The organism is Bradyrhizobium sp. 604_D8_N2_3 (assembly GCF_051810765.1).
GTDB lineage: Bacteria > Pseudomonadota > Alphaproteobacteria > Rhizobiales > Xanthobacteraceae > Bradyrhizobium > Bradyrhizobium barranii.
Map to the genome: position 1 here is coordinate 2417409 of NZ_JBPWPM010000001.1, position 26539 is coordinate 2443947.

Below are 26539 nucleotides of genomic sequence, written 5' to 3' on the forward strand. Positions count from 1 at the left end.
TTCAAAGGTCTGCGCAATTGCGTCTTGCCGGACTGCCCCGGCCGATCAGGATCGAGGCGACGGCTCGCGTTCGCGCGTCCTCTATGTGGGTCAATCCGTCGCGCAGGAGGTTCAACACGTCGGGATAACGTAATTTTGGAACTCGATGGCGCGACCACCGGCATCGCGTCACTGGTATTCGCGTGGTCCCCGGCGTATAATTTCCGCACTTTTTTGACGGTCACCTGAATGTTCAGCCTTGCACGTTCCTGCGGTCTCGCAACTCTCTTCGTGGTGCTCTGCCTCGGCGGAGCGCCGGCTCATGCGCAAGTCGCGCCGCTGCAATATTGGATCCCGGGCGGGCCTTTCGGCTTTGGCGGCAGCGCCGGCCAGAGCTCCGATGGCTACGGCAATTTTCCGAGCTTCAAGGGTGGCGATGCCAACGCGGGCTATGATTTTCGTCCCGGTTTCTTCGTCGGAAGCGAACGCGGCAACCTAGGCCTGGGCGGACTCAGCCAGCCTGCGCCGGCCGGCAATTTCAGCGCGCTCTCCTACGATGGCACGCAGTTCGGTTACAACTACAAGACCGCGGGCGGCATGCCCGTCACGTTCTTTGCCGGGTTCGACACGCTGAAATACAATGGCGGCATCGGCAGCTCGCTCGCCCCGCTCACCTCCGGCGCCTCGCCCGGCTACGGCGCTTTCGCGGGTGTCGAGTTCAAGCCGACCCCCAACCTCAGCCTGTCGTTCGGCGCCGGTTTCACCCAGCAGCAATCGGGACGCATGGACAGCGACATCAATTCGTCAATGCTGCCCGGCGAGTCACCGGCGTTGGGCGGCTTGCGGCGTTGAGCGCTCACACGTCCGTTTCGCCGCCCGCTTGACCGCGGCCGCGTTGGCCTACGACAAGCCGGCCACCAGCGGGCGTTGCAGGTGCTTCGCCATCAGCTCTGCCGCCTCGGCGTAACGCCGCGTTTCCAGAACCTCGAGCAGGCGCAAATGCTCGCGCACGTGCCGCCGCATACCGTCGCGGTCGGCGAAGCTGCGATAGGCGAACAGGCGTCTGATTGAATTCACGCGCCGGAGCGATTCAAGAAAGAAGGGATTGCCGGCGCCGCGAATGATCTCCTCATGGAATTCGCAACCGGAAAGAAAGACCTCGCCGATCGTCATCTTCTCGAGCTCGCCTTCGAACACGCGCAGCTGGCGCTCGCGCAAGCGTGCAATCACCTCCTGCGGCAGCGCAAAGCCGGGCTGGGCGATTGCCGCAGGTTCGATCACCGCGCGAAACGCCATGGCCTTGGCGTGAGCTTCGGGGTTCGAGACCGTCTCCGCGAAGCGCCAGCCATAGCCCGGCAGGCGTGCAATCCAGCCCTCGGCAGCGATCCGGTCAAGCAGCCGCTGCAACTCGGCCCGGCTGAGGCCATAGCGGCGCATCAGCTCCGCCTCGGTGACGTCAGCCGGCAGTCGGCTTGCGAGCACGTCGCCTGCGATGGACGTATAAACCTGTTCGCTGCGCCTGACCGCCGCGAGGGCTGGCTGGGCTGCGCCGCTGGTCGGATGCTTGGCCAGCACGAACCCGCGATGTGGCTCGCCGCGCGCGAGCCCTGCCGCTTCCAGAGCCTTGAGGCCGAGCCGGATCGGCGCGCGTGAAAGATCGAGCGCATCGGCAAGCCGCTGTTCGATCAAGCGATCGCCAGCCTTCATGCCTTCGCGTCGGGCGAGCGCCATGATCAGCCCGGCGAGGTGCTCAGCGCGCTCGGAACCGCCTTTGCTTGAAGCGGGCGGTCGGGAATTGTCGGAGGCGGTCATTGCAGTGCACGCGGATTTTGAGCTTGACAGATTGTCCCACGGATTGTTCTTTTACGCAATAATATACAATCGAACCAGGGAGAGCCTGATGGCGCATGCGCCGGATGTCCTGATTTGCGAGGTCGGCCCCCGCGATGGACTGCAAAACCTGGACGTGTTCGTTCCCACCGAAGCCAAATGCGCGCTGATTGATACGATCGCCGCCGCCGGCATGCGCGAGATCGACGCGGGATCCTTCGTGCCGCCGAAGGTCGTGCCGCAATTCGCCGATGTCGATGCGGTGATGGCGCACGCGCTCGCGCACAGGACCGCGACCATCGGTGCACTTGTGCCGAACGTGAAGGGCGCCGAGCGCGCCATCGCCGCCGGTGTCGACGCCGTCTACTTCGTCATCTCCGCCAGCGAGACGCACAACCGCGCCAATGTGCGCCGCTCGATCGAAGAGCAGCTCGACGGGTTTCGCGCGGTCCGCGCCGCGATCGACGCCTCTCCGGCGGGCCGGCGGCCGCACCTGATGGGCGCGATCGCCACCTCCTTCGGCTGCTCGCTGGAGGGCGAGGTGAGCGAAGCGGCGGTGTGCCGGGTCGCGCGCGCCTTTGCCGAGGCCGGTGCCGACGAGATCGGGCTCGCCGACACCGTCGGCTACGCCACCCCGAAACTGGTCAGGCAGATCGTCGAAGCCGTCAGGCGTGAAGTCGGATTGCAGATGACGCTGCGGCTGCATCTGCACGACACGCTCGGTGCTGGCCTCGCCAATGCCGTCGCCGGCCTCGACGCCGGGATCCGGCGTTTCGACGCCGCGGTATCAGGACTTGGCGGCTGTCCGTTCGCGCCTGGTGCCCGTGGCAACATCGTCACCGAGGATCTCGTGTTCATGCTGGAACGCATGGGACTTTCGACCGGCATCGACCTCGATCGCCTGATGCAGACGCGCGAGATTCTGGCCCGCCATATCCCGGCAAAACATCTGACCGGGCACCTGCACGAGGCCGGAATTCCCAAGGTGCTGCGGAGGGCGGCATGACGGCGGCGGCGCCCGAGGCGGCAACGGAGCTCCGTCCGCTCGCCGGCCTTCGGGTCATCGAGTTCAGCCAGATGGTGATGGGGCCGAGCTGCGGCTTGATCCTCGCCGATCTCGGCGCCGACGTGATCAAGGTCGAGCCGCCCAAGGGCGACCGCACCCGCTACTTCAAGGGACCGGCTGCCGGCTTCTTCGCCACCTACAGCCGCAACAAGCGCAGCATCGCGCTGGATACGTCGACCGCGGAAGGCCAGACCATCGCGCGGCGGCTGATCGAGAGCAGCGACGTCCTGATCGAGAATTTCCGACCCGGCCTGCTGAAGCGGATCGGTCTCGACTACGAGTCGGTTGCCGCTTTTGCGCCACGCCTGATCTACTGCTCGCTCAAAGGCTATTTGCCCGGCCCCTACGAGAATCGCCTCGCGCTCGACGAGGTCGTGCAGATGATGGGCGGCCTTGCCTACATGACGGGCCTGCCGGACCGGCCGATGCGCGCCGGCGCCTCGGTCAACGACATCATGGGTGGCATGTTCGGCGTGATCGCGATCCAGGCTGCGCTGGCCGAGCGGCAGCGCACCGGCCGCGGTCGCTACATCCAGAGCGCGCTCTACGAGAACAACGTGTTCCTGATGGCGCAGGCCATGATGTGCGAGGTGGTCAGCGGCCAGCCCTCGATCCCCTATTCGATCAAGGACAGCCCCTGGCCGGTCTACGATCTCTTCGACACCAGGGACGGCTCGAAGCTGTTCGTCACCATCGTCGGTGAAGAGCAGTGGGAGGCGTTCTGCCGCGCCTTCGATCGCGAATCCTGGCTTGCCGATCCGCGCTTTGCGACGAGCAACGACCGCGTCGACCATCGCGGCTGGCTGATTCCGGAGATCGCGAAGATCTTCAAGCAATGGGACAAGGCCGATCTCGCGGCGCGCCTCGAGCAGCTCGATCTGCCCTACGCGCCGGTGAACAAGCCCGGCGATCTCTTCGACGACCCGCATCTGAACCAGTCGGGCGGGCTGACCAACATTCACCTGCCTGACGGCGGCGAGGCAAAAACGCCGCTGTTGCCGATCTCCATGGACGGCCGCCGGCTGCCCAACCGCTACGATCCGCCGCAGATCGGCGAGCAGACGCGCGAGATCCTGGGTGAGATCGGCGTTTCGTCGAGCGAAATCGAAACGCTGCGAAAGGCAGGAACCATTCGGATCGCGCCTGGGCCGTCCTGACGAACGGATCGATCAAACAAGAATCAACGGAGGAGCACATGAACATCACCAGGCGCCAGGCGCTGATCGCGGGCTCCACATTGGCCGGCGCGTCGATGCTGCCCGGGCAGCTCCGCGCCGAGACCAAGCAGGTATCGCTCGCCTTCGGGCCGGTGTCGCCGGTCTACGCCATCGGCATGATTGCCGAGCTGAAGGGTTACTTCAGGGACGAAGGTCTCGACTCCAAGCTCGTCACCGGTAACGCCGGCACGTTCGGCCGTCAGACGCTGGCGGCGGGACAAGCCGTGTTCGCGCATGGCGATGCCAGCCACCCGCTCCAGCTCAGTGCGCGCGGCAAGCCCTGCAAGATCCTGCTCGCGACGGAGATGGTGTGCTCCTACGCCAACATCGTGGTCCGGCAGGACCTTTACGACGGCGGTATCAATTCGGTCGAGAAGCTCGCGGAGCACAAACGGCCTGACGGCGCCAAGCCGATCGTCGCGGCCACCGCGATCGGGTCGGGCACCTGGGTGTTCGGCACCTATGTGTTCGAAACGCGCGGGCTCGGCGACAGGGTGAACTGGGTCGCCGGCGGCGGGCCCAACACGATGTTTCCGTCGCTGCAGACCAAGCAGTTCGACGCAATCATGGCGCCGCCAAGCTGGATCGTCGAGGTCGAGAAGAAGGGCTTTGGCAGGACGATCTACGACACCTCCAAGCCCGGCGTATTCGAGAAGGATTTCGGCGGAACGCTGCCCGTGCTGGTGATCTACACGCTCCAGGACACGATCGAGCAGGACAAGGCGACGGTGCAGGCCTATGTGAATGCGATCCACCGCGCGATGGCTTTCGTGAAGGCGACGCCGCTCGCGGACGTGCAGGCACTGGTCACGCCGAAATATTTCTCGGGCATCGACCCCGATGCGGTCAGCGCCGAGCTCGGCTTCGACAAATCGACCTGGGCCTATGACGGCGTCATCGACAAGTCCTCGTTCGAACGCGGAGCCAAGCCCTGGTACCGCAAGGGAACGGATATTCCCGAGACGAAATACGAGGATGTCGTCGACATGAGCTTCCTCCAGGCGGCCAGAGCGAAATACAAATGATCGCCGCGCCAAGCCCGGGATTCGCGCTCGCGCGAGACGAGGTTGAGAGAGCGGAGACGCGAACCCGCATCGCGGTGCGAGGTCTCGCCAAGCGCTTCAACGCGTCGGGCCGCGAGTTCGTGGCGGTCGATGACGTTTCCTTCGAGGTCAAGCAGGGCGAGTTCGTCGCGCTGCTCGGTCCGTCCGGCTGCGGCAAGAGCACCATTCTCAACATGGTCGCGGGGCTATTGCCGCGCTCAGGCGGACGCATCCTGATCGATGAGGACATGGTTGAGACCGGTAAGGTCAACCCCAGGGTCGGCTATGTCTTCCAGCGCGACACACTGTTTCCCTGGCGAACCGTGGAGCAGAACATCGGCTATGGGCTGGAGATCGCGGGGCTGCGAAGGACCGAGCGCGCCGGGCGCGTCGCTTCGGCCGTCGAGAAGGCCGGGCTCTCCAGCTTTGCACAAAGCTTCCCCAGCACGCTGTCCGGCGGCATGCGCCAGCGCGTCGCCTTGATGCGCACGCTGATCATGGAGCCCGAGATCCTGCTGATGGACGAGCCGTTCGGCGCGCTCGACACCCACACCAAGCTCGAGATGCACAAGACGCTGCTGGAGATATGGGAACGCGAGCGGCAGACCGTGCTGTTCGTGACCCACGATCTCGGCGAGGCCTTGACCTTGGCGAGCCGCATCATCCTGCTCTCGGCGCGGCCCGGGAGGCTCAAGGAAGATTTCGACGTCGCGATCCCGCGGCCGCGCGATCCCGTGGACGTCCGCGAGACCGCCGAATTCGGCCGCCTCTACTCTCACATCTGGCATTCCCGCGGCGAAGAATTCCGCCGCACCAGGGCCGAATGATCATGTCCAACAGCCGTAGCGCCGTCCTGTTCTGGCAAGTGGCCATTCTCGTGGTGGTTCTCGTCGTCTGGCAGTGGGGCTTCGAATGGAGCAAGGCGCTGTTGCCGAAGGCCTATGTGCCGAAAATCCTCGATCCGTATTTCGTCGCCAAGCCGTCGTTGATCTGGCAGAGCTTCCTGCGGCTCGGCTGCTTTGCCGATCCCGCCGGCTTCGCCGCCTGCATCAACGGCAACGACAACAATCTGTGGCTCGCCACGCTCGTCACGCTGAAGAACACCTGGTGGGGTTTTCTTTTCGGGTCCGCGAGCGGAATCGCGGCCGGCCTGGTCCTCGGCCGTTCGGACTTCCTGGCCCGCGTGTTCGGGCCCTATGTCGTGGCGCTCAACTCGATACCGCGCATCGCGCTGGTACCGCTCGTCATCCTGATCTTCGGCCTCGGCGATCTCTCCAAGATCGCCACTGCCTGGCTCGTCGTGTTCTTCGTGGTGTTCTTCAACACCTTCGAGGGAACGCGTGCGGTCGACCGCGACCAGATCGCCGCTGCCCGTCTGCTCGGCGCCAGCGAATTCATCGTGCTGCGCACGGTCGTGATCCCTTCCGCACTGGCCTGGGTGTTCGCGTCGCTGTTGCCGGCGGTGTCTTTTGCGCTGATCGGCGTCATCGTTGGTGAGTTCATCGGCGCCGAGCGCGGGCTCGGCAAGCTCATCATCGAAGCCGAGGCGCGCGCCAATGCCAGCGAGATGATGGTCGCCATCTTCGTCATGATGTTCGTCGGAATCCTGTTGGCGATCGCGGTGCGCTCGCTGCAGTCCTACTTGCTGCGATGGCAGCCGCAATTCGAACCGTCGGCATAGCAGTCTGGAAGGGTTCGGACGGTGAGCGGCAGGTAGCGCGTCAGCGCGTGAACCGCGCCACCAATTCCACATGCGGCGTGTGGCGGAACTGATCGACCGGGACAACGGTCTCGATCCTGTAGCCGCCGTCGATGAGGAGCCGGGCGTCGCGAGTGAAGGTTGCGGCGTTGCACGACACCGCGATCACGACGGGTACCTTGCTCGCAGCGAGTTTCAGCGCCTGCGCCTGCGCGCCCTGGCGCGGCGGGTCGAACACCACGGCGTCGAAGTCGCGCAGCTCCGGCGGCACCAGCGGGCGGCGGAACAGGTCGCGCGGTTCGGCCTTGATCGGTTTCAGCCCTGGTGTGCGCGCAGCCTTCACGAGCGCGGCGACGGCGCCGGCGTCGTTGTCATAGGCGGTGACGCGCGCCTTCTCGGCGAGCCTCAAGGCAAACGGGCCGACGCCGCAGAAGAGGTCGAGAACCTCCTTGGCCTTGCCGACACGCTCGGCGACGAGCGACGCCAGCGTCTCCTCGCCCGCGACCGTTGCCTGCAGGAACGAGCCCGGCGGCAGCGTCACCTCGGCGCGGCCCATCCGTACCGTCGGCGGCAAGCGTTGCAGCACCAGTTCGCCGTGCCGCGTCAGCCGCGCCAGCCGATGCAGCTCCGCAACGCGCGAGAGCGCCGTGACCAGCGCCGTCGGCAGCGGGCCGGAGCCGCGCACGTCGACATCGAGGCCGTTGGCGGTCGCGGTGACCTGGATGTCCAGCGGCTTCGTCGCCGCCATTCTGGACATCAGGGATTCGGCAAGCGCCCAGGCGGCATCGAGCGCACCCTCGAGCCCGGGACCGAGGATCGGGCAGCGATGGATCGGGATGACGTCGTGCGAGCTCGCCGCCGAGAAGCCGACCTTGAGGACGTCATGCGTGCCGAACCGGCCGTGCAGCGTGACGCGCCGGCGCCCCGCGCCATGGGCATCGACCAGCGGCGCCACCTCGCAATCGATGCCGGCCTGCGCCAGCGTCTCGACCACGATGCCGCGCTTCCACGCGTGATAGGGCTCAGCCGCCCAGTGCTGGATGGCGCAGCCGCCGCAGACGCCGAAATGCGGACAGAACGGCTCGATGCGATCGGGGCTGGCGACATCGACCGCGAGCAGCTTGCGGCGGTCGGGATGGCTGCCGGCGACGTGGTCGACCTCGACGGTCTCGCCGCCAAGCGTGTAGGGCACATAGACGGCATCGCCCGCTGCGAGCGAGACGCCGTCGCCGCGATGGCCGACGTGATCGATCCTCACGCGCTCAACCACGGCGCGCGCCCAGGAAGAATTCGATATTGCCGTCACCGCCGGTGATCTGGGAGGGGAACACCTCGATGTCGGTGCAACCGAGCGAAGCGGCAAAGACCGCGATGTCGTCGCAGATCTCCTGATGCACGGCGGCGTCGCGGATGATGCCCTTCTTGTTGTGCTTCCTGTCAGCCTCGAATTGCGGCTTGATCAGTGCCAGTAGGCTCATCGGCGCGGCTGCCAGTGACAGCGCCACGGGCAGCACCGTCTTGAGCGAGATGAAGCTGACGTCGATGACGACGACGTCGGGCCGCGCCGGCAGCCGTTTGCCGTCATAGCTGCGGATGTCGGTCTCCTCCATCGACACGATTTTGGGATGGTCGCGCAGCGAGGGATGCAGCTGGCTGGTGCCGACATCGATGGCGAACACCAGGCTGGCGCCGTTCGCCAGCAGCACCTCGGTGAAACCGCCGGTGGAGGCGCCGACATCGAGGCAGACATGGTCCTCGATCTCGATGGGGTAGCGCTCCAGCGCGCCGGCCAGCTTGACGCCGCCGCGCGACACATAAGGATGCGCAGGCTCGGCCACGATCACCGCGTCCTCGGCGATCGTCTCCGAGGGTTTGGCGACCTGCTTGTCGTCGGCGGTGACGAGCCCGGCCTCGATCGCCGCGCGCGCCCGCGCCCGGCTCTCGAACAGGCCGCGCTCGACCAGCAGAACATCCGCACGCTTGCGGGCAGGGGACATCGGATCTCCGGAGGCGACTGAAGCGTCGAAGCGTCTATGTAGCGATCAATCGCGCGGCCGCCATCCGGACGCAAGCCTCGAACGCGGCCAGATCGTGCCAGACGTCGATCGGCATCTGCGCCGGCGTCACCAGCGGGCAGCCGTGCAGCTCCAGCGCATGGATCATCATGAGGTTGTCGACGAGGCCAAAATCCTCGACCGTCAGCCCCTGTGCATCGACCAGCCGTCCGTCCTCGGAGGTCACGTCCATGAAGCGGCCGACGCGGTCGGCATAGACGGCGCCGTCGTTGGAATAGGCCAGGCAAAACTTGCGGCGGCCGGCCATGTAGCCGAGCTCATAGACGGTGCCGGGGTCGGCGCCGGCACCGCGGAACGGGGTGAGGTTGGCGATGATGGCATCGGCTTCGTCCATCATCGCCTCGTTGCCGCAAAAGATCTGCCGCGAGGCGTCGGGCGAGGTGAGATCGATGGCGTTGTCGAGGGGATAGAGGCCGGTGAGCCCGTGCGCCGCGCAGATCGCAGCCTTTTGCCGGCCGATCTCAACCGCATCCGGCAGGAACACGTCGGGCCCTGCCAGATAGATTTTCATGAAGGTCGCGCTGGTTCGCGAAGGTCGAAGCTCGCCGTCAGGCGAGCTTGACCGTCTCGGTCTTGACGTCCTTGCCCAGCGCCTCGAACACCTTGGCGACGATGCCCTTGGCGTCGAGACCGGCACGGCCGTACATCGCGGCCGGCGTGTCGTGGTCCTGGAACACGTCGGGCAGCACCATCGAGCGGAACTTGACCATGCCGCCGTCGAGCGCGCCCTGATCGGTCAGGTACTGCGCGACATGCGAGCCGAAGCCGCCGACCGAGCCTTCCTCGATCGTGATCAGGATCTCGTGGTCGCGGGCGAGCTTGAGAACCAGCTCGGTGTCGAGCGGCTTCATGAAGCGCGCATCGGCGATCGAGGTGGAGAGGCCGTGGGCGGCGAGTTCGTCGGCCGCCTTCTCGCATTCGGCGAGGCGCGTACCGAAGGAGAGCAAGGCGATCTTGCTGCCTTGGCGAATCATGCGGCCCTTGCCGACCTCGAGCGGAACGCCGACTTCGGGCATCTCGATGCCGCGGCCTTCGCCGCGCGGATAGCGCAGCGAGCTCGGACGGTCGTCGATCGCGACCTGGGTCGCCACCATGTGCACGAGCTCGGCTTCGTCGGCTGCGGCCATGATCACCATGTTCGGCAGGCAGCCGAGATAGGCGTTGTCGAACGAGCCAGCATGCGTCGCGCCGTCGGCGCCGACGAGGCCGGCGCGGTCGATGGCGAAGCGGACGGGCAGGTTCTGGATCGCGACGTCATGCACGATCTGGTCGTAGCCGCGCTGCAGGAAGGTCGAGTAGATCGCGCAGAACGGCTTGTAGCCCTCGCTCGCAAGACCGGCGGCGAACGTCACCGCGTGCTGCTCGGCGATGCCGACGTCGAAGGTGCGGTCGGGGAAGGCCTTGTTGAAGATGTCGACGCCGGTGCCCGACGGCATCGCCGCGGTGATGGCGACGATCTTGTCGTCCTTCTGCGCTTCCTTGACGAGGCTCTGGCCGAACACGTTCTGGTAGGCCGGCGCATTCGGCTTGGCCTTGGCCTGGGTGCCGGTCGCGACGTCGAACTTGACGACCGCGTGATACTTGTCGGCGGAAGCTTCCGCCGGGCCGTAGCCCTTGCCCTTCTGGGTCACGACGTGGACCAAGATCGGGCCGGTCTCCATGTCGCGCACGTTCTTCAGCACGGGCAGCAGATGGTCGAGGTTATGACCGTCGATCGGGCCGACGTAATAGAAGCCGAGCTCCTCGAACAGCGTGCCGCCGTCCATCATGAAGCCGCGCGAATATTCCTCGACGCGGTTGGCGCGGTTGGCGATGATCTTGGGCAGGCGCTTGTTGATCTGCTTGGCCGCATCGCGCAGCGTGCGATAGGTCTTGCCGGAGTAGAGGCGCGACAGATAGGCGCTCATGGCGCCGACCGGCGGCGCGATCGACATGTCGTTGTCGTTGAGGATCACGATCAGGCGCGAGTTCATGGCGCCGGCGTTGTTCATGGCTTCATAGGCCATGCCGGCTGACATCGCGCCGTCACCGATGACGGCGATAACGTTGTTCTTGCCGCCGGAAAGGTCGCGCGCGACCGCCATGCCGAGGCCGGCGGAAATCGAGGTCGAGGAATGCGCCGCGCCGAACGGATCGTAATCGCTCTCGCTGCGCTTGGTGAAGCCGGACAGGCCGCCGCCGGTGCGCAGCGTGCGGATGCGGTCGCGCCGGCCGGTGAGGATCTTGTGCGGATAGGCCTGATGGCCGACGTCCCAGATCAGCCGGTCGCGCGGCGTGTCGAAGACATAATGGATCGCGGTGGTGAGCTCGACCACGCCGAGGCCGGCGCCGAAGTGACCGCCGGTCACCGAGACGGCATCGATGGTCTCTTGCCGCAGCTCGTCGGCGACCTGGCGAACCTGCTCGATCTTGAGCTTGCGCAGGTCATCCGGCGTATGGATGGTGTCGAGAAGCGGCGTTTTACTGTATGCGTTCACGGCGATTTCCAATTTGTCAGCGCCGGAAGATCGTTCCGGTGCGCGATGGGTTTGCACAATATCGGCGCAGCGCGAGTCCTTAAACCGTCGGAGCCACCTGCATGGGGCAGGGCCCCGTCTTCAAGCTTAGGTGAGCCTAGGTGCGCTCCGGTTCAGTCCCTGTGATCCCTGTCACTTAGATCGGCTTCGTCCGTCCCAGCCAATTTCATTAGCAGTTTGAAGCGCTTGTCGTCGGTAATTTGTGCCCACGCAAGGCTTGCAAAAAGCCACACTCCGCGCAGCTTTACACCAAAGCTTGGGCCAAAGCCAACCCGCAGGGTCGTTTAGGGGTATGCACCTGCAACCCGCGGGCCAGCTTGGTTAATCTTGGCGCCGGCGGATGGGTTCCAGTCTTGCCCGGTTCCTCGCCTGCATTTTGGGCGAGAGGAAGGCCGTTTTGGCCAGATTCGCGAGCCCGAGAGGCCCTGGCCGGGGGAACTCTTCGATGTCAGTGCCTGGCCGCCGAGGGCTGTAAGCCCAAACAGCGGCGTGCGATCATGAAAAACTGCAGATGGCCGATGCTTGAGGCGGGCGGCTTGAAACGGGGACCTTACTGCACGTCGAGCGGTGCGGTGCCGGTGGCCTGGCCGCTGGCATCGGTGGTGATCTTGTCGACGCGTGCCTCGGCTTGGCGCAGCAATTCCTCGCAGCGGCGCTTCAGCGCCTCGCCGCGCTCGTAGATCGTCACGGATTCCTCGAGCGGCACCTTGCCGTCCTCGAGCCGCTTCACGATGGTTTCGAGCTCCTCGATGGCGCGTTCGAAGGTGAGCCTGGAGACGTCGACTTGGGTATTTTCGGCCATATCCGTTTCCGATTGCCCGCTTCACGTGAGAAAAAGCGCAGTTTTGCGGGCGTAATGTGGCGGGTGCGTCAAGCGCCCATCAGGGCGCCGACATGCGCCGTAACAGATTCTTTCAATCCTTGCAGGTCATAGCCGCCCTCGAGCACCGAAACAATGCGGCCCCCTGCGGACTTGTCGGCAAGGTCCATCAGCTTGCGCGTGACCCACGTGTAGTCCTCCGCGCGCAAATTCAGCGAGGCCAGCGGATCGCGGTAATGCGCATCGAAGCCCGCGGAGATGACGAGAAGCTCGGGGCTGAATTTTTCGAGGCGCGGCAGGATCAGTTGCTCGAACGCGGCGCGGAATTCTGGTCCGCCGTCTTCGGAAGCGAGCGGCGCATTGACGATGGTGTCGTGGTCGCCGCGCTCGCCCTTCGCGCCGGTACCCGGAAACAGCGGCATCTGATGCGTCGAGCAGTACATCACGGTCTGATCGGACCAGAAGATGTCCTGCGTGCCGTTGCCGTGATGCACGTCGAAATCGACGATGGCGGCGCGCTGGATGCCGTATTTGCGCTGCGCATGACGCGCCGCGATCGCGGCATTGTCGAAGAAGCAGAAGCCCATCGGCTTGCCGATCTCGGCGTGATGTCCGGGCGGGCGCACCGCGACGAAGGCGTTGCGATGCTCGCCATTCATCACCGCTTCGGTCGCAGCCACCGCGCCGCCGACGCCGCGCATCACCGCTTCCCACGTGCCTGGTGACATCGAGGTGTCGCCGTCGATATAGACCTGACCGCTGGTCGGCGCGATGTGGCGCAGCTCGGTGACGTAGTGCTCGTTGTGGCAGAGCGTCACGAGATCGAGATCGCCTTCCGGTGCCAGGTCGCGCGCCAGGAACTGGAAGCGCTCCTGCGACAGCGCTTCCTCCACCGCCCGCAGGCGGTCGGGCCTTTCAGGATGTCCCGGGGGCGTGACGTGGTCGAGGCAGGCCTTGTGGGAGAGGAGAAGCGTGCTCATCAGGTCGGCCTCACAGGGAACGGGCTCTTGACGTCGCTTGGCGCATCCCGAGCCAAAACGCAAATGCAAAAAGCAATCTAAGCGCTTGGGCGGGAATGGCAAAGGGTGGTTCCGGACAAGTCCGTTTGATCCGGATCAATTCACGCGCAGGATGCGGGTGGGCGGCAGCGGACCGATCGGTCCGTGTGCCCTGAAGAAGGCGAACAGCGCGTCCGCGTCGTAGCCGCCATATTGCTGTGCTGTGCCTTGTTTGGCGGCCGTAAAACCGTCGCCGCCGACGGCGAGGTAATCGTTGACGGTGACGCGGTAGCCGCTTCCAGGCTCGATCGGCTTGCCGTTGAGCGTCATCTTCTCAAGGCTGATTCGCTCGCCGAACGGTTTCGTCGCATCCCAAGTGTAGCTGAACCCGTTCGAGACCTGGAGAATCCGCGGGCGCTTCGGATCGAGCCATTGCTGCTCCAGCATGTCCTTGAGCTGGCTGCCCGTGAGCGTCATCGTAACGAGGCGATTGCGGAACGGCTGGCTCGCGAACAGTTCGCCGAACGACACAGCGCCGTTCTCCTTCGGAACAATGTCGGTGCGGATGCCGCCGGGATTGGTGAGCGCGATGACAGCGCTGCCATCCTTGGCGTCCTTCGTCGCGGCGAGCTGCGCGTCCGCGATGACGTCGCCGAGCGCGCTCTCGCCGGCCTCGTTCGGCACGCGCGACAGCGTCTGCGTCACCGATCCGGCCGGGCGATTCGCAATCGGTGCCGACAGCTTGTCATAGGCTTCGATCAACGCGGTCTGTTCGGGATCCTTCGCCAGCGAGGCATTGGCGACGATGACGTTCTCGGCTTTGGCGCTGACGATGTCGCGGGTTACAGGATCGAGCTTGAGGTCTATCGCGGTGACCAGCGTGCCGTATTTGTCGCCGCTGGTGACGAGCCGCCCGTCGATGTCGCAGACATAGGCGCGGTGGGTGTGGCCGCTGACGACGACGTCGACGGCGCGGTCGAATTTCTTGACGATGTCGACGATCGGCCCCGTAATGGCGGGGCATTCATTGTAGTCGCCTGAGGGCTCACCGCCCTGGTGGATCAGCACCACGATTGCCTCGACGCCGCGCGCCTTCAGCTGCGGCACCAGCGCGTTCACCGTCTCGGCCTCGTCGCGGAATTCGAGCCCGGCAATGCCTGAGGGCGAGACGATGCCCGCGGTCTCCTTCAAGGTCAGTCCGATGAAGGCGACGGGGATGCCCTCGAACTCCCTGATCTCGTAGGGCGGCAGTACGCTCTTGCCGGTCGCGGTCTCGATGGTGGAAGCCGCGAGATAATGGAACTTGGCGCCCGTGAAGGGATGCGGCCCCTGGCAGCCGTCGACCGGATGACAGCCGCCGTTCTGCATCCGCAAGAGCTCGGTCTTGCCCTCGTCGAACTCGTGATTGCCGACCGAGGTGATCGCAAGCCCCATCATCGAGAGCGCCTCGACCGAGGGCTCGTCGTGAAACATTGCCGACAGGAACGGGCTCGCGCCGATCAGGTCGCCGGCGGCAACGAAGATCGTGTTTGTATGCCCCTCGCGCAGCTGCTTGACCAGCGTCGCCATGTACTCCGCGCCGCCGGCCACGACCATGACCTTCTTGCTTTTGTCTTCGGGATCATTGATCCGGATGCCGCCCGGCGGCGGACGCAGATTGCCGTGGAAATCGTTGATGGCGAGAATGCGCAGCTCGACCGGCGCCGCGGTTTGGGCCGAGGCGGGGAGGGCGATGGCGAGGGCGGCAAGGAGGAATAGGAAGGCGTATCGCATGGAACAAGTTTAGTCGTTCCCCGCGAAGATTTCACGAACGTTCTCGCTGTCATTCCGGGGCGCGCGTAGCGCGAGCCCGAAATCCATTCATCCACCAACTCTGCCGCACGATGGATTCCGGGCTCGCGACTTCGTCGCGCCCCGGAATGACGACCATTGGCTGGGCGCCGGCCGCCCCCTACCTCTTCTTCCGGTTTGCAAACGCCTTGAACGCGGCAATCGCCTCGTCCGACTTCAACCGCTCGCCGAACAGATGGGCCTCCTGGTCGATGCGGCGGGTGAGCTCCTCGGGCGCGGCGCGCAGCAGCTTGCGCGAGGCCGCGACCGCCTCGGCCGGCAGCCGGCAGATATCGCGCGCCACCTTGCGCGCCTCGACCTCGGTATGTCCCGGCGAGACCACGGTGTTGACGAAGCCTGCCGCGTGCGCCTCCGCGGCGGTGAAAGTCCGCCCCATCACCAGCATCGCGAAGGCGCGCTGGTAGCCCATCGTGTTCGGCATCAGGAGGCTGGCCGCGCCGACCGGAACGAGCCCGAGATGGATATAGGGCGCGGAGAAGGTCGCGGCGTTCGAGGCGAGCACATAGTCGCAATGAAACAGCATCACGGTGCCCATGCCGATCGAGGCGCCATCGACGGCCGCGATGATCGGCTTGACGTTGAGGGCGAGCGAATAGAGAAATTTTGCGCCGTCCGACAGCGTCTCGGAATTCGGTTCGGCCTGCATGAAGTCGTCGATGTCGTCGCCGGCGGTGAATACGCCGGAGCCGCCGGTGATGATCATGCAGCGGATGTCGGGATTGTTCTGCGCGGTGTCGATCGCGCGGCTCATCTCGCGATACATGTCCTGCGTGATCGCGTTCTTCTTGCTCGGGCGGCGCAGGGTGATGACGCGTGTTCCGCGCTCTTCGGTGACGACGATGTTGCCATTCGGCATGAGAGCCCCCTGCGGTCGCCGCGACGCTTGCCTTGGCGAGTCTCGCAAGCCTCAGCCTACATCATCTTGCAGGCGTGCCAATCCGCCCGCTCGACCTTTTCGAGAACGTCCCCGTGAGTTCGCCGCATGGCGCGCTGTCGTTTTTCTGATCGGGAACCGCACCGCACCGGATCATGCCGGTTGTATTGCTTCGCACATGCAGTTGCGCATTGCAACAAATGGCTACAATGTTTCATTTGAAAAACCGGGGGTTGTAGGGCACGATTGCCCAATGCCGGTTCCTTTGGCCGATTGTTCGTTTGATGATTGCCGCAACGGGCGTTGACGAATCCTCGCTGCGTTATCGCGGCTGGCGCGTCGTGCTGGCCTGTTTCCTGATGGCCTTCTTCATGTTCGGCTTCGGCCTCTATGGCCAGGGCGTCTATCTCGCCGAGCTCCAGCGCGCCCATGGCTGGCCGGGCACGCTGGTCTCCGCGGCGAGCACCTTCTCGTTTCTCCTCACCTCCGTGCTCGTCATCTTCACCGACGATCTGCTCGCCCGCATCGGGCTGCGCGCGCTGATCCTGAGCGGCCTGTCGGCGCTCGGCGCTTCGACCGTGCTGCTGGCGCTGATGCAGACGCCCTGGCAGCTTTATCTCGCCTATGCGCTGATGTCGGTCGGCTGGACCGGCATGGGCACCGTGGTGATCGCCACCGTGCTGAACGCCTGGTTCGAACGGCGCCGCGGGCTCGCGCTCAGCCTCGCCTTCAACGGCGCGACCTGCGGCGGCATCGTCCTCGTTCCGCTGTTGTTGTCGCTGACCGGCAGCATCGGCTTCCAGTCCGCCATGCTTGCCGCCACGATGGCGATGGTGGTGCTGGTGCTGCCGGTGGTCGTCATCTTCATCGGCTGGCCGACGCAGATATCGCCGGCATCGGGCGGCCGCTCGTCCGCTGGCATGGCCGCGCCGGCCCATTCCCGCAAGACGCTGCTCGCCAACGCGGCGTTCTGGACCATGGTGCTGCCGATCGCGATCGCGCTGCTGGCACAGATGGGATTCATCATCCACCAGGTGACGTTCCTCGAGCCGCTGATCGGGCGTTATGCCGCAGGCCTTGCGGTCACCATCATGGCGGCGATGGCGGTGGTCGGCCGCCTGTCGCTCGGCCTGTTCGTCGACCGGCTCGATCCGCGGCTCGCCTGTGCGGCGTCGATGACGAGCCAGGCGGTGGCGCTGTTCGTGCTTCTCCAAAGCACGAACCCGACCGTGCTGCTCGTCTGCTGCGCCGTCTACGGCTTCTCGATCGGCAACATGATCACGTTCCCACCCTTGATCATCCAGCGCGAGATCGGTGCTGCCGCCTTTGCCGCCGCAATGGGATTGGGCACGTCGATCAGCGGCGTCGTCAGCGCCTTCGGCCCCGGCATCATCGGCCTCGTGCGGAGTTTCACCGGCAACTACACGAGCGCGTTTGCGATCTGTGTGATGCTCGATCTCGTGGCGGCTGGAATCGTGCTGTGGCGGCCGGGCCGACGCGCGAAGCTTGCGGCGTCGTAGCCACCCTTACCCCAACAACACCGCATCCGCCGCCGCGACCGACTCCGCGCTCTCCGTCACCGTGCGCTCCAGCGCGCCGGCCTGCACCGTGATGTTCTCGGCGAAGAAGCGCGCGAGCGAGACGTAGCGCGCGGCGTCGGTGTTGCCGTCGGACTTGGCGGCGAGCGCCTCGGAGGCCAGCATGCAACCGCCGAGCGTCGAGCCGAACTGCTGGAGGTACGGCGTCGCGCCGGCGAGCGCCTCGTTCGGCGCGGAGGTCACGCGCTCCAGCAGCCACTTGCTGGTGCGCGTCAGCGCCTCCAGCGCCTCGCGCAGCTTGATACCTGTGGTGCCGAAAGCGGGATCGTTGGAGGCTTCGACCTGCTTCACGGTTGCCGAGAGCTCGTCGAGCAGCGCCCACACCGCAGCGCCGCCATTGGCCGCGAGCTTGCGGGTGACGAGATCGATCGCCTGGATGCCGTTGGTGCCCTCGTAGATCGCGGTGATGCGCGCATCGCGGTAGTGCTGCGCGGCGCCGGTCTCCTCAATGAAGCCCATGCCGCCGTGCACCTGCACGCCGAGATAGGCGACCTCGTTGCCGATATCGGTGGAATAGCCCTTGGCCATCGGCGTCAGCAGCGCCGCGCGTGCGGCGGCGTCCGCGCGGACCTTCGGATCCCTGGCGCGCGTGGAGACGTCGATCGCGACCGCGGTCGCATAGCAGATGGTGCGTGCGGCCGCGGTCTGCGCCCGCATCCGCATCAGCATGCGCTTGACGTCGGGATGCACGAAGATCGCGTCCGAACCGTCACCCGTCTTGCCGATGGCGCGGCCCTGCTTGCGCTCCTGCGCATAGGCCAGCGCCTGCTGGTAGGCGCGATCGGCGACGCCGACGCCCTCCAGCCCGACGCCGAGGCGGGCCTGGTTCATCATCGTGAACATGCAGCGCATGCCCTGGTTCTCTTCGCCGACGAGGAAGCCGATCGCGCCGCCATGATCGCCCATGGTCATGGTACAGGTCGGGGAAGCATGCATGCCGAGCTTGTGCTCGACGCCCGACGCATAGATGTCATTGCGCGCGCCGAGCGAGCCGTCGGCATTGACCATGAACTTCGGCACAAGGAACAGCGAGATCCCCTTGGTGCCGGCGGGCGCATCGGGCAGGCGCGCCAGCACGAAATGCACGATATTGTCGGTCATGTCGTGCTCGCCATAGGTGATGAATATCTTCGTCCCCTTAATGCGATAGGTGCCGTCGGCCTGCCGCTCGGCGCGGGTACGCAGCGCGCCGACGTCGGAGCCGGCCTGCGACTCGGTCAGCTGCATCGTGCCGGTCCATTCGCCGGAGACGAGCTTTTCCAGATAGATCTTTTTCAGCTCGTCGCTGCCATGCGCATCCAGCGCCTCCATTGCTGACGCCGTGAGCAGCGGGCAGAGGCCGAAGGCGACGTTGGAGGCGCTCCAGATCTCGGTACAGGCGGCGTTGATCGCGATCGGCAGGCCCTGGCCGCCGAAATCCTCGGGGCCGGAGACCGCGTTCCAGCCGCCCTCGGTCCAGCGCTTGTAGGCGTCCGGCCAGCCCGGCGCAGTCGTGACCTTGCCATCGCTGAGCTTGATGCCGTGCTCGTCGCCGACCTGGTTGAGCGGCGCCAGCACGTCGGTTGCGAACTTGCCGGCTTCCTCCAGCACGGCGCTCACGATGTCGCCGTCGAAATCGCCGTAATGGCCGGCCTCCACGGCAGCCTTGAGGCCGGCGCCATGGTTGAGCGACAGCAGCATGTCTGAGATCGGCGCGCGGTAGGTCATGGCTCACTCCCGTGGACAGGTATTGGCGCCGTATTCCCATGAAACGGGGGAGGTCTCAACTGCCCGAACGCCGGGACTGCGCCGGCCCGGAACGGCGCCGCCGCCGGGCTAATAATAAAGGGTGGCACGGCCAGCGCCGGCCCCGGTCCTGGACCTCAGGTATTTTGCCCTTCCAGGCGGTTGAAATGCCGCGCCGCTCCCTATAGACCGGCTGCGACCAGCGGGAATCTGCGGTAGCCGGTTCTTCCGCCCATTCCCTGGTCGCCTGTTGGGGCGTAGCCAAGCGGTAAGGCAGCGGATTTTGATTCCGCCATTCGGAGGTTCGATCCCTCCCGCCCCAGCCAATTGATATTGCTTACCAAATCGACGTCATCGTTGCCCCATTTGGAGAGCGGATGGCGCTGTCCGCTGGAGACGTTGCTGTTTTTGTTCGCCACCATTCACTCAGAACATCTTCCAGAAACTCGAGATCAGTTACCCGGACGGTGTTCGCGAATTCCGCACAACGATCGCGCGGGTCGCTGAAGATAAGCTGACCACCTGTAGGACTGAGCGCAGTACGAGTGACGGTCGTACCTTGTGAAAGGATCGTATCAACTGCCGCCGGGCTGAGCTCGTGAGTCATTTCAGCGGAGCCAACTAGCTGTTGGCTTGAGCCGATAGCGCGGGTGAGCCGAGAGGACTACCACTGAAAATTTATTGCAGCGACGATCAACAGCCCGAAGAAGATCACGAGGCTGGTCGCACTTAATTTTCGTGGGCAGTTGTAATCCGATTCCAGAGTAGCCATTTATGGTTTAGCGCAGCCGGATCGCTCTCAGAACCTATTCCCGTTGCGCAAACTTGATCGGACCCAACCATGATCGAGTTTCCGAATTTCAGTCGTTCATATGACCGAACGCGGCACGCCGTGCGTTTTTGGGGATACGATAGCGCGTTAGAGGCATCGTTCTTCATAGAGGAAGACGCGCTGAGGCGACTTGAACCGGGCGCTCACTCCAACAATGAATCGGATTTCCTGAGCGCATTCGATTCCAATCGTGATGTGATATGTGCCGCCGCTGCCAGGGTGTACGTCCGCGGCAGCAGGGGCTCTTACGATCTGGTCGCCGCCAATTTTTGAGACGAAGCCTCACGTCTTGATGGACGCGGAAGACTTCGTTTACGGCACGTGCTTCATTACGACTGCCAATCCAGAATAATCACAAAAGCCAGGGAGGATCGCATGAAATTCCGTCCGCTCCATGACCGCGTCGTGGTCAAGCGCATAGAGGCCGACGACAAGACAGCCGGTGGCATCATCATTCCGGACACCGCCAAGGAGAAGCCCTCCCAGGGCGAAGTCATCGCCGTCGGCCCCGGTGGCCGCGACGAAGCCGGCAAGCTGATCCCGATCGACCTGAAGGTCGGCGACCGCGTGCTGTTCGGCAAGTGGTCCGGCACTGAAGTCAAGATCGACGGCGTCGACCTGCTGATCGTGAAGGAAAGCGACATCATGGGCGTCCTCACTGATCTGCCGGCCGCCAAGAAGAAGGCCGCGTAAGCGCCAGCCGGTTTTCCTTACCCTGAGGATTCGGCGTAGCCGGGTTCTCGAAGGATGAGGCCCGCAATTCAAATCTCATCCCTCAAGAGCTCGCCAGTTGCGCGGCCTTTGGGATCTGACCAGTTGAAAACGGAGATCGCCATGTCAGCCAAAGAAGTCAAATTCGGCGTCGATGCCCGCGACCGCATGTTGCGCGGCGTCGAAATTCTCAATAACGCGGTGAAGGTCACGCTCGGTCCGAAGGGCCGCAACGTCGTGCTCGACAAGTCGTTCGGCGCTCCCCGCATCACCAAGGATGGCGTCACCGTCGCCAAGGAGATCGAGCTCGAAGAGAAGTTCGAGAACATGGGCGCACAGATGGTGCGCGAAGTCGCCTCCAAGTCAGCTGACGCGGCCGGCGATGGCACCACCACCGCCACCGTGCTCGCGGCTGCGATCGTGAAGGAAGGCGCCAAGGCGGTTGCCGCCGGCATGAACCCGATGGACCTCAAGCGCGGCATCGACTTGGCAGTGGACGCCGTCGTCGCCGACCTCGTCAAGAACTCCAAGAAGGTCACCTCGAACGAGGAGATCGCCCAGGTCGGCACCATCTCGGCCAACGGCGATGCGGAGATTGGCAAGTTCCTCTCCGACGCCATGAAGAAGGTCGGCAACGAGGGCGTCATTACGGTTGAAGAAGCCAAATCGCTCGAGACCGAGCTCGAAGTCGTCGAAGGCATGCAGTTCGACCGCGGCTACATCTCGCCCTACTTCGTCACCAACGCCGACAAGATGCGCGTTGAAATGGACGACGCCTATATCCTGATCTACGAGAAAAAGCTCTCCAGCCTGAACGAACTGCTGCCGCTCCTGGAAGCAGTCGTGCAGAGCGGCAAGCCGCTCGTTATCATCGCCGAAGACGTGGAAGGCGAGGCGCTTGCGACCCTGGTCGTCAACCGTCTGCGCGGCGGCCTGAAGGTCGCGGCCGTCAAGGCTCCGGGCTTCGGCGATCGCCGCAAGGCCATGCTGCAGGACATCGCGATCCTGGCCGGCGGCCAGGCGATCTCGGAAGATCTCGGCATCAAGCTCGAGAACGTCACGCTCAACATGCTCGGTCGCGCCAAGAAGGTGATGATCGACAAGGAGAACACCACGATCGTCAACGGCGCCGGCAAGAAGGCCGACATCGAGGCGCGCGTGGCCCAGATCAAGGCGCAGATCGAGGAGACCACCTCGGACTACGACCGTGAGAAACTCCAGGAGCGTCTCGCCAAGCTCGCAGGCGGCGTCGCGGTGATCCGCGTCGGCGGCGCGACCGAGGTCGAGGTGAAGGAGCGCAAGGATCGCGTTGATGACGCGATGCATGCGACCCGCGCGGCGGTCGAGGAAGGCATCGTCCCGGGCGGCGGCGTCGCCCTGCTCCGTGCCTCCGAGCATCTCAAGGGGCTGCGCACCAAGAACGACGACCAGAAGACCGGCGTCGAGATCGTGCGCAAGGCGCTGTCCGCGCCGGCTCGCCAGATCGCGATCAACGCCGGTGAAGACGGCTCGGTGATCGTCGGCAAGATCCTGGAAAAGGAACAGTACGCCTACGGCTTCGACTCGCAGACCGGTGAGTATGGCAACTTGGTCGCCAAGGGCATCATCGACCCGACCAAGGTGGTTCGCGTGGCGATCCAGAACGCGGCCTCGGTTGCGGCTCTCCTGATCACCACCGAAGCCATGGTGGCCGAGGTGCCGAAGAGGAACGCCGGCGGCGGCGCGCCTGCGGGTGGCGGCGGCATGGGAGGCATGGGCGGTATGGATTTCTAGGTCAAACCGCTCATGGCCGAACGGCAGACAAGGGAAGGGATGGCCGATTTCCAGGAGGCAGAAGCGACGATCTGCTCACAGGAAAGGGTCAGTTGAGAACCGCATGCGCACTCCGCAGTCCGGCAAACCCTTCCAGGGAAGCTTCTCCTCGTTTGCCGAGACGCCGAGGTGAGACTGCTGTTCTATCGCCCTCGACTGCGAACGGCCTTCCCAAGCGAAAAGCCCGGCCGCGAGGGCCGGGCTGATCGGTAATATATTCAAGTCAGGCAATGCAGGAATAAAGCGGGGAGAGGCGTCGCCGTCTGTTCGAAAAGGAACACCTGAACCGATTATTGGTACCGCCCGCGCTCAACTGCGAAAGGCGGAGAATCTCACAAAGGCCCTGCATTTCCAGGAGCATCAAGGGTGCAGATACTCGCCGTGGCGCGCTGGCATCAGACTGCAGCGAGCCGGCGCATCAAGCCATCCCGAAGGTATCCCTACGCGAGTGTAGTGAGCAATTTGGTACAGACGCCGATCCCTCGACGTGTCTAGCCTCCTTAACCGGTGAAGCTCAACATACCTCCAAATCAAGGCGAAAATCATGGAAATCTCCAGCGAGACGAAAGCTGCCGTGCGGCCGGCACTGTGGGGAGCCGCGGCCGGAGCAATTGCTCTGGCAATCGTGGGTTTCAGCTGGGGCGGCTGGGTGACGGGTGGGGCCGCCGAGACGCTCGCGAGGAATAGTGCTGCGACGGCTGTCGTCGCAGCTCTCACACCCATCTGCGTTGAGAAGTTTCAACAAGCCGCTGATGCCTCGGAAAACCTGGTCGCAATGAAGAAGACGACCTATGCGTGGGATCAGAGCAAGTTCGTCGAAAAAGGCGGTTGGGCCACGATGCCGGGAAGCACTGAGCCAAATTCAGCCGTTGCGAAAGCTTGTGCCGAATCGCTTGGTAGCAAGAAAGCTGTGGAGCTGCGCGGATAGTCAGGCAAGTCGCGCGGCGGAAATCTGCGCATAGACGCGCCGGCCCCTCGACACGTCTGCATCTTGCGCAGTGGAAGGGGGCTCCTGCAAAGCAGACCAGGCAGTCGTCGCCAGATGGTCAAGCATCAAATTCGTCGTATCTACTTTGAACGGAGAACTCGATGGGACGAAATCCCTGAAGCCCAGGTCGAGCCGAGCGCTTCCCCTCGTCATTTCAGTTCCCGATTTGCCGCACGCCACGCGGCCTTCCAACGGGTGAACATCCTTTCAATTGTGGTAGTATGATTGCGTGTTAATGGTCCAGCGAACGAGAGTCCTGCCTTGGTGAAAGCGGCGAAGGACTTTGATCCCAGAGCATTCCTTGCCAAGGTCGGGGCCGGGAAATCGATCTCGAAAGTTGGCAAAGGTCGGAGCGTGTTCGTGCAGGGAGATGCCGCGGACGCGGTATTCTACATTCAAGAGGGAAAGATCAAGCTCACGGTCGTTTCGGACCAAGGCAAGGAAGCCGTCGTTGGGATTTTGGAGCCCGGACAATTCTTTGGCGAGGGCTGCCTCAATGGTCATCCATTGCGTCTTGCCACGACTACGGCAATGGAGTCCTGTATCATCACGAGAATATCGAAGACGGCGATGACTACGGCGCTCGAAGGCAAGCCGAAGTTCTCTCAATTGTTCATGGCGTATTTGCTCGCGCGCAATAGCCGGATTGAAGAAGACCTGATCGACCAACTCTTCAATTCGAGCGAGAAACGCTTGGCGCGCCTGCTGCTTCTGCTGGCGAACTTCGGCAAGGAAGCCAGCTCGCAGCCCATTGGCGTCAATATCAGCCAGGAAACGCTGGCCGAAATGATCGGTACGACCCGGTCACGGGTCAGCTTCTTCATGAACAAGTTCCGGAAGCTTGGCTTCATCAGCTACAATGGAAAGATCGAGGTCCATAGCTCGCTTCTGAACGCGGTTCTGCGCGACAAACCCGAGATAGACCGGAAGAACTGACCGCCGCGCGGCCAAACCGAGCGCCGGGCCAAACGCGGGACATTAGCCCACTCGAATAGCGGATCAGGGCGGCAGTTCGTCGCGGACCGAGCCTCCCTCGTTCTCCCATCGTGACAGAGCGGTTGCGCTCGATCTCGCATCGCCAGGCGTGTCCTTTTTCAAAGGCAGCTTGTTGCGACCGATTTCATTGTTGCGCCTGTGATCCGTCAAAAAGACGAAGCCGGCCCGCCAGGTGTTGAATTTACAGCTTCCCTCAGCGCTGGCCGAATCCTTAACGAGCTCGCCGGACGCGGTCGCTCTTGCGCGATGCTGCTGAGATTTGGACATATGCAGAGCCCTTTCGTTGGAAGTCTCCGCGCACTCCGGCCAATCTCGACGGTTGACCAAGGTGGACTTGAATGTGGGGATCGAAGCGATGAATAGCGAGCCCTCGGCATAAATAAGATTGCCAAAGGAGCGCACGGATCGCTTTGCCGTGCGTCCAATCGTGCCGCGCGGCAAAAGAGCCGCTGTAGCGGATTGTAGTCAGAAACAATTCACTGCCATCTTCGACGACATCGTAGTTGCGAGCGATGGAGTCGGCAGCAATTGGCGGCGAGGAGCACGCGCCCGGCAGCGTCCGACCAATCCCTCAGGCGCGGCAATGATGCTGACAGACAGAAACACCGTAATCGCGTCCCGGCGCTGGTTCGCACCCAAGCTTCTGATCTATCGACCAGTGGGATTCGCTGCCGGATGGTAAGACAAGCTGTCCTTGCTTCATTTGGAAATGGCGCAGTCCGCTGCCCGTTGAAGAGAGATCGGGCAGCGACGGCGGCACGGTGGGGCCGTTGGCGATTGATGATCAACTCGGCGTTCGCGGCTTGCTGCTGTTTGATGATGGGCCGCCTGATGCTTGCCGTTCCTTCGCTTCGTAATATTCGGCCGAGAACTTGATGGACCATCGCGCGAAGAACGAACGCAATTCCTGAGTGGGCTTCTCGACGCCCAAATGCTCTGCGACATGCGCCTCGCGCAACCATCGCACCGCCGATGTGAGACCGGCGATGCGCTCGAGCCTCTCAACCGCCGCGGTCCCGGCGATCTCTGCCTGCCGATAGCGAAGGCCGAATTTTCTGATCACATGCACGCGCTTGATGATGTCGTAGCCCTTGAAGACGAGCTGAACGAGTGGATGCTTTCTGGCCTGCGGCCAGGCTGCCGGATAGACCGGTAGCACCAGAAGCTTGCTCTTCGCGATGACCGTTGCGAGCGGATGCAGGAGTTGCATCCAGGCTGGCCAGGATGTGACCTTGGCAAACAATACCGCGTGCATCGCCGTTGCCGCACCGAAAGAGATCGGCAGCCAAAGGACCGCGCACAGGATCACGAGCAATGCGGCGTTCGGCGTGAGATGCCGGCATGTTCTGAACACCCATGCCATGCCGCCTTCAAAGGCATCATGCACAGCGTGTTCGAACGCCCGATAGCTGATCTTCCGCCGGAACCACAACCAGTTGCGCCGAATCGATCTACCCCACTGTCGACGCTTCGCGGCGGACAGGGGAAGGAAGCGCACCGCGCCATCGATGACGGTCAAGATGACATCGCCGACAAGTCTGGCCGCGAAGAGCGGCAGCCAGACAATCTGCATCGCAAAGGGGAAGGCGTAGTCGAGCATCCGCATCAAGATCGAAAGAACGAAACGCAGGATCTTGTTCGTGACGAGCGCGACAACAACAAGTGGGATGATAATCACATCGTCGAGCGCACCGCGAAAGCGGCTTTCCTCGGTCCATGCCGGGTGACGACCATCGGTCACGGTGCACCGTCCGGGCTGAGTGCCGGCTCAGACTAGCACATTGCGCGCTCGAGGGGGGCCTCAGGTGCCGGTCGTTAGGCGACACCGAGCACTCCGCATAAGGGACCAGTTCGCATGACCCGCGTTAACCCTGTCTCTGATCTTGTCCGGTCGCCGCGCCGGCTGGTT

24 protein-coding genes and 1 tRNA gene are annotated in these 26539 nt (G+C 63.9%); 13 read left to right on the forward strand and 12 right to left on the reverse strand.

Annotation, left to right across the window (positions count from 1 at the left end; all coding sequences use genetic code 11):
- Nucleotides 1–228: 228 nt before the first annotated feature.
- A complete protein-coding gene (locus AB7245_RS11385) occupies nt 229–831 on the forward strand; it encodes a hypothetical protein (protein WP_085401282.1) in 603 nt (200 codons plus the stop codon).
- A 48-nt stretch (nt 832–879) separates the two neighbouring features.
- Here the strand turns inward: AB7245_RS11385 and AB7245_RS11390 are convergent, their stop codons facing one another.
- Nucleotides 880–1710 (reverse strand): GntR family transcriptional regulator, encoded by an 831-nt coding sequence (locus AB7245_RS11390; RefSeq protein ID WP_071917648.1) that lies wholly within the window; start codon nt 1708–1710, stop codon nt 880–882.
- 40 nt (nt 1711–1750) lie between these two features.
- Between AB7245_RS11390 and AB7245_RS11395 the strand changes: the two genes are divergently transcribed.
- The 5 genes from AB7245_RS11395 to AB7245_RS11415 are packed head-to-tail and all read left to right on the forward strand — an operon-like array spanning nt 1751 to nt 6816.
- Complete coding sequence (locus AB7245_RS11395; RefSeq protein ID WP_135216535.1) at nt 1751–2815, forward strand: hydroxymethylglutaryl-CoA lyase; 1065 nt, start codon at nt 1751–1753, stop codon at nt 2813–2815.
- Nucleotides 2812–4032, forward strand: coding sequence for a CaiB/BaiF CoA transferase family protein (locus AB7245_RS11400; protein WP_085401281.1), 1221 nt, complete (start codon nt 2812–2814; stop codon nt 4030–4032). Before AB7245_RS11395 ends, AB7245_RS11400 begins: the two co-directional genes overlap by 4 nt.
- A 38-nt stretch (nt 4033–4070) precedes the next feature.
- Nucleotides 4071–5117, forward strand: coding sequence for an ABC transporter substrate-binding protein (locus AB7245_RS11405; RefSeq protein ID WP_085401280.1), 1047 nt, complete (start codon nt 4071–4073; stop codon nt 5115–5117).
- Nucleotides 5114–5962, forward strand: coding sequence for an ABC transporter ATP-binding protein (locus tag AB7245_RS11410; RefSeq protein ID WP_439034239.1), 849 nt, complete (start codon nt 5114–5116; stop codon nt 5960–5962). The genes AB7245_RS11405 and AB7245_RS11410 overlap by 4 nt, the downstream gene beginning before the upstream one ends.
- Before the next feature lie 2 nt (nt 5963–5964).
- Nucleotides 5965–6816, forward strand: coding sequence for an ABC transporter permease (locus AB7245_RS11415; protein ID WP_166353707.1), 852 nt, complete (start codon nt 5965–5967; stop codon nt 6814–6816).
- 40 nt (nt 6817–6856) lie between these two features.
- Here AB7245_RS11415 and AB7245_RS11420 read toward each other — a convergent pair whose 3' ends face one another.
- The 8 genes from AB7245_RS11420 to AB7245_RS11455 all read right to left on the reverse strand — a co-directional run bounded on the left by AB7245_RS11420 (nt 6857) and on the right by AB7245_RS11455 (nt 15950).
- A complete protein-coding gene (locus tag AB7245_RS11420; protein ID WP_439034240.1) occupies nt 6857–8104 on the reverse strand; it encodes a class I SAM-dependent RNA methyltransferase in 1248 nt (415 codons plus the stop codon).
- Nucleotides 8097–8831: a TlyA family RNA methyltransferase gene (locus AB7245_RS11425; RefSeq protein WP_085401276.1), complete on the reverse strand. Its 735-nt coding sequence runs from the start codon at nt 8829–8831 to the stop codon at nt 8097–8099. The genes AB7245_RS11420 and AB7245_RS11425 overlap by 8 nt, the downstream gene beginning before the upstream one ends.
- A 34-nt stretch (nt 8832–8865) precedes the next feature.
- Nucleotides 8866–9420 (reverse strand): nucleoside 2-deoxyribosyltransferase, encoded by a 555-nt coding sequence (locus AB7245_RS11430; RefSeq protein ID WP_085401275.1) that lies wholly within the window; start codon nt 9418–9420, stop codon nt 8866–8868.
- 37 nt (nt 9421–9457) lie between these two features.
- Nucleotides 9458–11386, reverse strand: coding sequence for a 1-deoxy-D-xylulose-5-phosphate synthase (dxs, locus tag AB7245_RS11435; RefSeq protein WP_028148183.1), 1929 nt, complete (start codon nt 11384–11386; stop codon nt 9458–9460).
- 589 nt (nt 11387–11975) lie between these two features.
- Nucleotides 11976–12227, reverse strand: a complete 252-nt coding sequence (locus AB7245_RS11440; protein ID WP_008132970.1) for an exodeoxyribonuclease VII small subunit — start codon at nt 12225–12227, stop codon at nt 11976–11978.
- Nucleotides 12228–12295: 68 nt separating this feature from the next.
- Nucleotides 12296–13225: a histone deacetylase family protein gene (locus AB7245_RS11445; protein ID WP_085401274.1), complete on the reverse strand. Its 930-nt coding sequence runs from the start codon at nt 13223–13225 to the stop codon at nt 12296–12298.
- Between the two features lie 135 nt (nt 13226–13360).
- Nucleotides 13361–15016 (reverse strand): bifunctional metallophosphatase/5'-nucleotidase, encoded by a 1656-nt coding sequence (locus AB7245_RS11450; protein ID WP_085401273.1) that lies wholly within the window; start codon nt 15014–15016, stop codon nt 13361–13363.
- Nucleotides 15017–15194: 178 nt separating this feature from the next.
- Nucleotides 15195–15950, reverse strand: a complete 756-nt coding sequence (locus AB7245_RS11455) for an enoyl-CoA hydratase-related protein (protein WP_028148179.1) — start codon at nt 15948–15950, stop codon at nt 15195–15197.
- Nucleotides 15951–16252: 302 nt separating this feature from the next.
- On the opposite strand from AB7245_RS11455, the gene AB7245_RS11460 reads away from it, so the two are divergent.
- Nucleotides 16253–17488 carry an MFS transporter gene (locus AB7245_RS11460; RefSeq protein WP_085401272.1) on the forward strand — a complete coding sequence of 412 codons (1236 nt, stop codon included), beginning with the start codon at nt 16253–16255 and terminating at the stop codon, nt 17486–17488.
- A gap of 6 nt (nt 17489–17494) precedes the next feature.
- Here the strand turns inward: AB7245_RS11460 and AB7245_RS11465 are convergent, their stop codons facing one another.
- Nucleotides 17495–19273: an acyl-CoA dehydrogenase gene (locus AB7245_RS11465; protein WP_085401271.1), complete on the reverse strand. Its 1779-nt coding sequence runs from the start codon at nt 19271–19273 to the stop codon at nt 17495–17497.
- A 269-nt stretch (nt 19274–19542) separates the two neighbouring features.
- Between AB7245_RS11465 and AB7245_RS11470 the strand changes: the two genes are divergently transcribed.
- From AB7245_RS11470 to AB7245_RS11495, 6 genes are all read left to right on the forward strand, one after another.
- A tRNA-Gln gene (locus AB7245_RS11470) sits at nt 19543–19617 on the forward strand.
- A gap of 515 nt (nt 19618–20132) precedes the next feature.
- Complete coding sequence (locus AB7245_RS11475; protein ID WP_063984906.1) at nt 20133–20396, forward strand: DUF1488 domain-containing protein; 264 nt, start codon at nt 20133–20135, stop codon at nt 20394–20396.
- A 102-nt stretch (nt 20397–20498) separates the two neighbouring features.
- Complete coding sequence (locus AB7245_RS11480) at nt 20499–20816, forward strand: co-chaperone GroES (RefSeq protein WP_063984905.1); 318 nt, start codon at nt 20499–20501, stop codon at nt 20814–20816.
- 141 nt (nt 20817–20957) lie between these two features.
- Nucleotides 20958–22607 (forward strand): chaperonin GroEL, encoded by a 1650-nt coding sequence (gene groL / locus AB7245_RS11485; RefSeq protein ID WP_071917644.1) that lies wholly within the window; start codon nt 20958–20960, stop codon nt 22605–22607.
- A 583-nt stretch (nt 22608–23190) separates the two neighbouring features.
- Nucleotides 23191–23574, forward strand: a complete 384-nt coding sequence (locus AB7245_RS11490) for a hypothetical protein (RefSeq protein ID WP_135215055.1) — start codon at nt 23191–23193, stop codon at nt 23572–23574.
- Nucleotides 23575–23895: 321 nt separating this feature from the next.
- Nucleotides 23896–24570: a Crp/Fnr family transcriptional regulator gene (locus AB7245_RS11495; RefSeq protein ID WP_439034241.1), complete on the forward strand. Its 675-nt coding sequence runs from the start codon at nt 23896–23898 to the stop codon at nt 24568–24570.
- A 63-nt stretch (nt 24571–24633) separates the two neighbouring features.
- Here AB7245_RS11495 and AB7245_RS11500 read toward each other — a convergent pair whose 3' ends face one another.
- The gene (locus tag AB7245_RS11500) at nt 24634–25032 is read right to left on the reverse strand and encodes a hypothetical protein (protein WP_144030843.1); all 399 of its coding nucleotides are present in this window, start codon (nt 25030–25032) and stop codon (nt 24634–24636) included.
- A gap of 382 nt (nt 25033–25414) precedes the next feature.
- Nucleotides 25415–26371, reverse strand: a complete 957-nt coding sequence (locus AB7245_RS11505) for a hypothetical protein (protein WP_085404541.1) — start codon at nt 26369–26371, stop codon at nt 25415–25417.
- Nucleotides 26372–26539 lie beyond the last annotated feature (168 nt).

Excerpts from the sequence above, each read along its gene's own strand:
- AB7245_RS11385 (WP_085401282.1), top strand. The coding sequence starts at position 229 with ATGTTCAGCCTTGCACGTTCCTGCGGTCTCGCAACTCTCTTCGTGGTG.
- AB7245_RS11390 (WP_071917648.1), bottom strand. The coding sequence starts at position 1,710 with ATGGCGCTCGCCCGACGCGAAGGCATGAAGGCTGGCGATCGCTTGATC.
- AB7245_RS11400 (WP_085401281.1), top strand. The coding sequence starts at position 2,812 with ATGACGGCGGCGGCGCCCGAGGCGGCAACGGAGCTCCGTCCGCTCGCC.
- AB7245_RS11405 (WP_085401280.1), top strand. The coding sequence starts at position 4,071 with ATGAACATCACCAGGCGCCAGGCGCTGATCGCGGGCTCCACATTGGCC.
- AB7245_RS11410 (WP_439034239.1), top strand. The coding sequence starts at position 5,114 with ATGATCGCCGCGCCAAGCCCGGGATTCGCGCTCGCGCGAGACGAGGTT.
- AB7245_RS11415 (WP_166353707.1), top strand. The coding sequence starts at position 5,965 with ATGTCCAACAGCCGTAGCGCCGTCCTGTTCTGGCAAGTGGCCATTCTC.
- AB7245_RS11425 (WP_085401276.1), bottom strand. The coding sequence starts at position 8,831 with ATGTCCCCTGCCCGCAAGCGTGCGGATGTTCTGCTGGTCGAGCGCGGC.
- AB7245_RS11430 (WP_085401275.1), bottom strand. The coding sequence starts at position 9,420 with ATGAAAATCTATCTGGCAGGGCCCGACGTGTTCCTGCCGGATGCGGTT.
- AB7245_RS11440 (WP_008132970.1), bottom strand. The coding sequence starts at position 12,227 with ATGGCCGAAAATACCCAAGTCGACGTCTCCAGGCTCACCTTCGAACGC.
- AB7245_RS11445 (WP_085401274.1), bottom strand. The coding sequence starts at position 13,225 with ATGAGCACGCTTCTCCTCTCCCACAAGGCCTGCCTCGACCACGTCACG.
- AB7245_RS11450 (WP_085401273.1), bottom strand. The coding sequence starts at position 15,016 with ATGCGATACGCCTTCCTATTCCTCCTTGCCGCCCTCGCCATCGCCCTC.
- AB7245_RS11455 (WP_028148179.1), bottom strand. The coding sequence starts at position 15,950 with ATGCCGAATGGCAACATCGTCGTCACCGAAGAGCGCGGAACACGCGTC.
- AB7245_RS11460 (WP_085401272.1), top strand. The coding sequence starts at position 16,253 with ATGATTGCCGCAACGGGCGTTGACGAATCCTCGCTGCGTTATCGCGGC.
- AB7245_RS11465 (WP_085401271.1), bottom strand. The coding sequence starts at position 19,273 with ATGACCTACCGCGCGCCGATCTCAGACATGCTGCTGTCGCTCAACCAT.
- AB7245_RS11475 (WP_063984906.1), top strand. The coding sequence starts at position 20,133 with ATGATCGAGTTTCCGAATTTCAGTCGTTCATATGACCGAACGCGGCAC.
- AB7245_RS11480 (WP_063984905.1), top strand. The coding sequence starts at position 20,499 with ATGAAATTCCGTCCGCTCCATGACCGCGTCGTGGTCAAGCGCATAGAG.
- groL (WP_071917644.1), top strand. The coding sequence starts at position 20,958 with ATGTCAGCCAAAGAAGTCAAATTCGGCGTCGATGCCCGCGACCGCATG.
- AB7245_RS11490 (WP_135215055.1), top strand. The coding sequence starts at position 23,191 with ATGGAAATCTCCAGCGAGACGAAAGCTGCCGTGCGGCCGGCACTGTGG.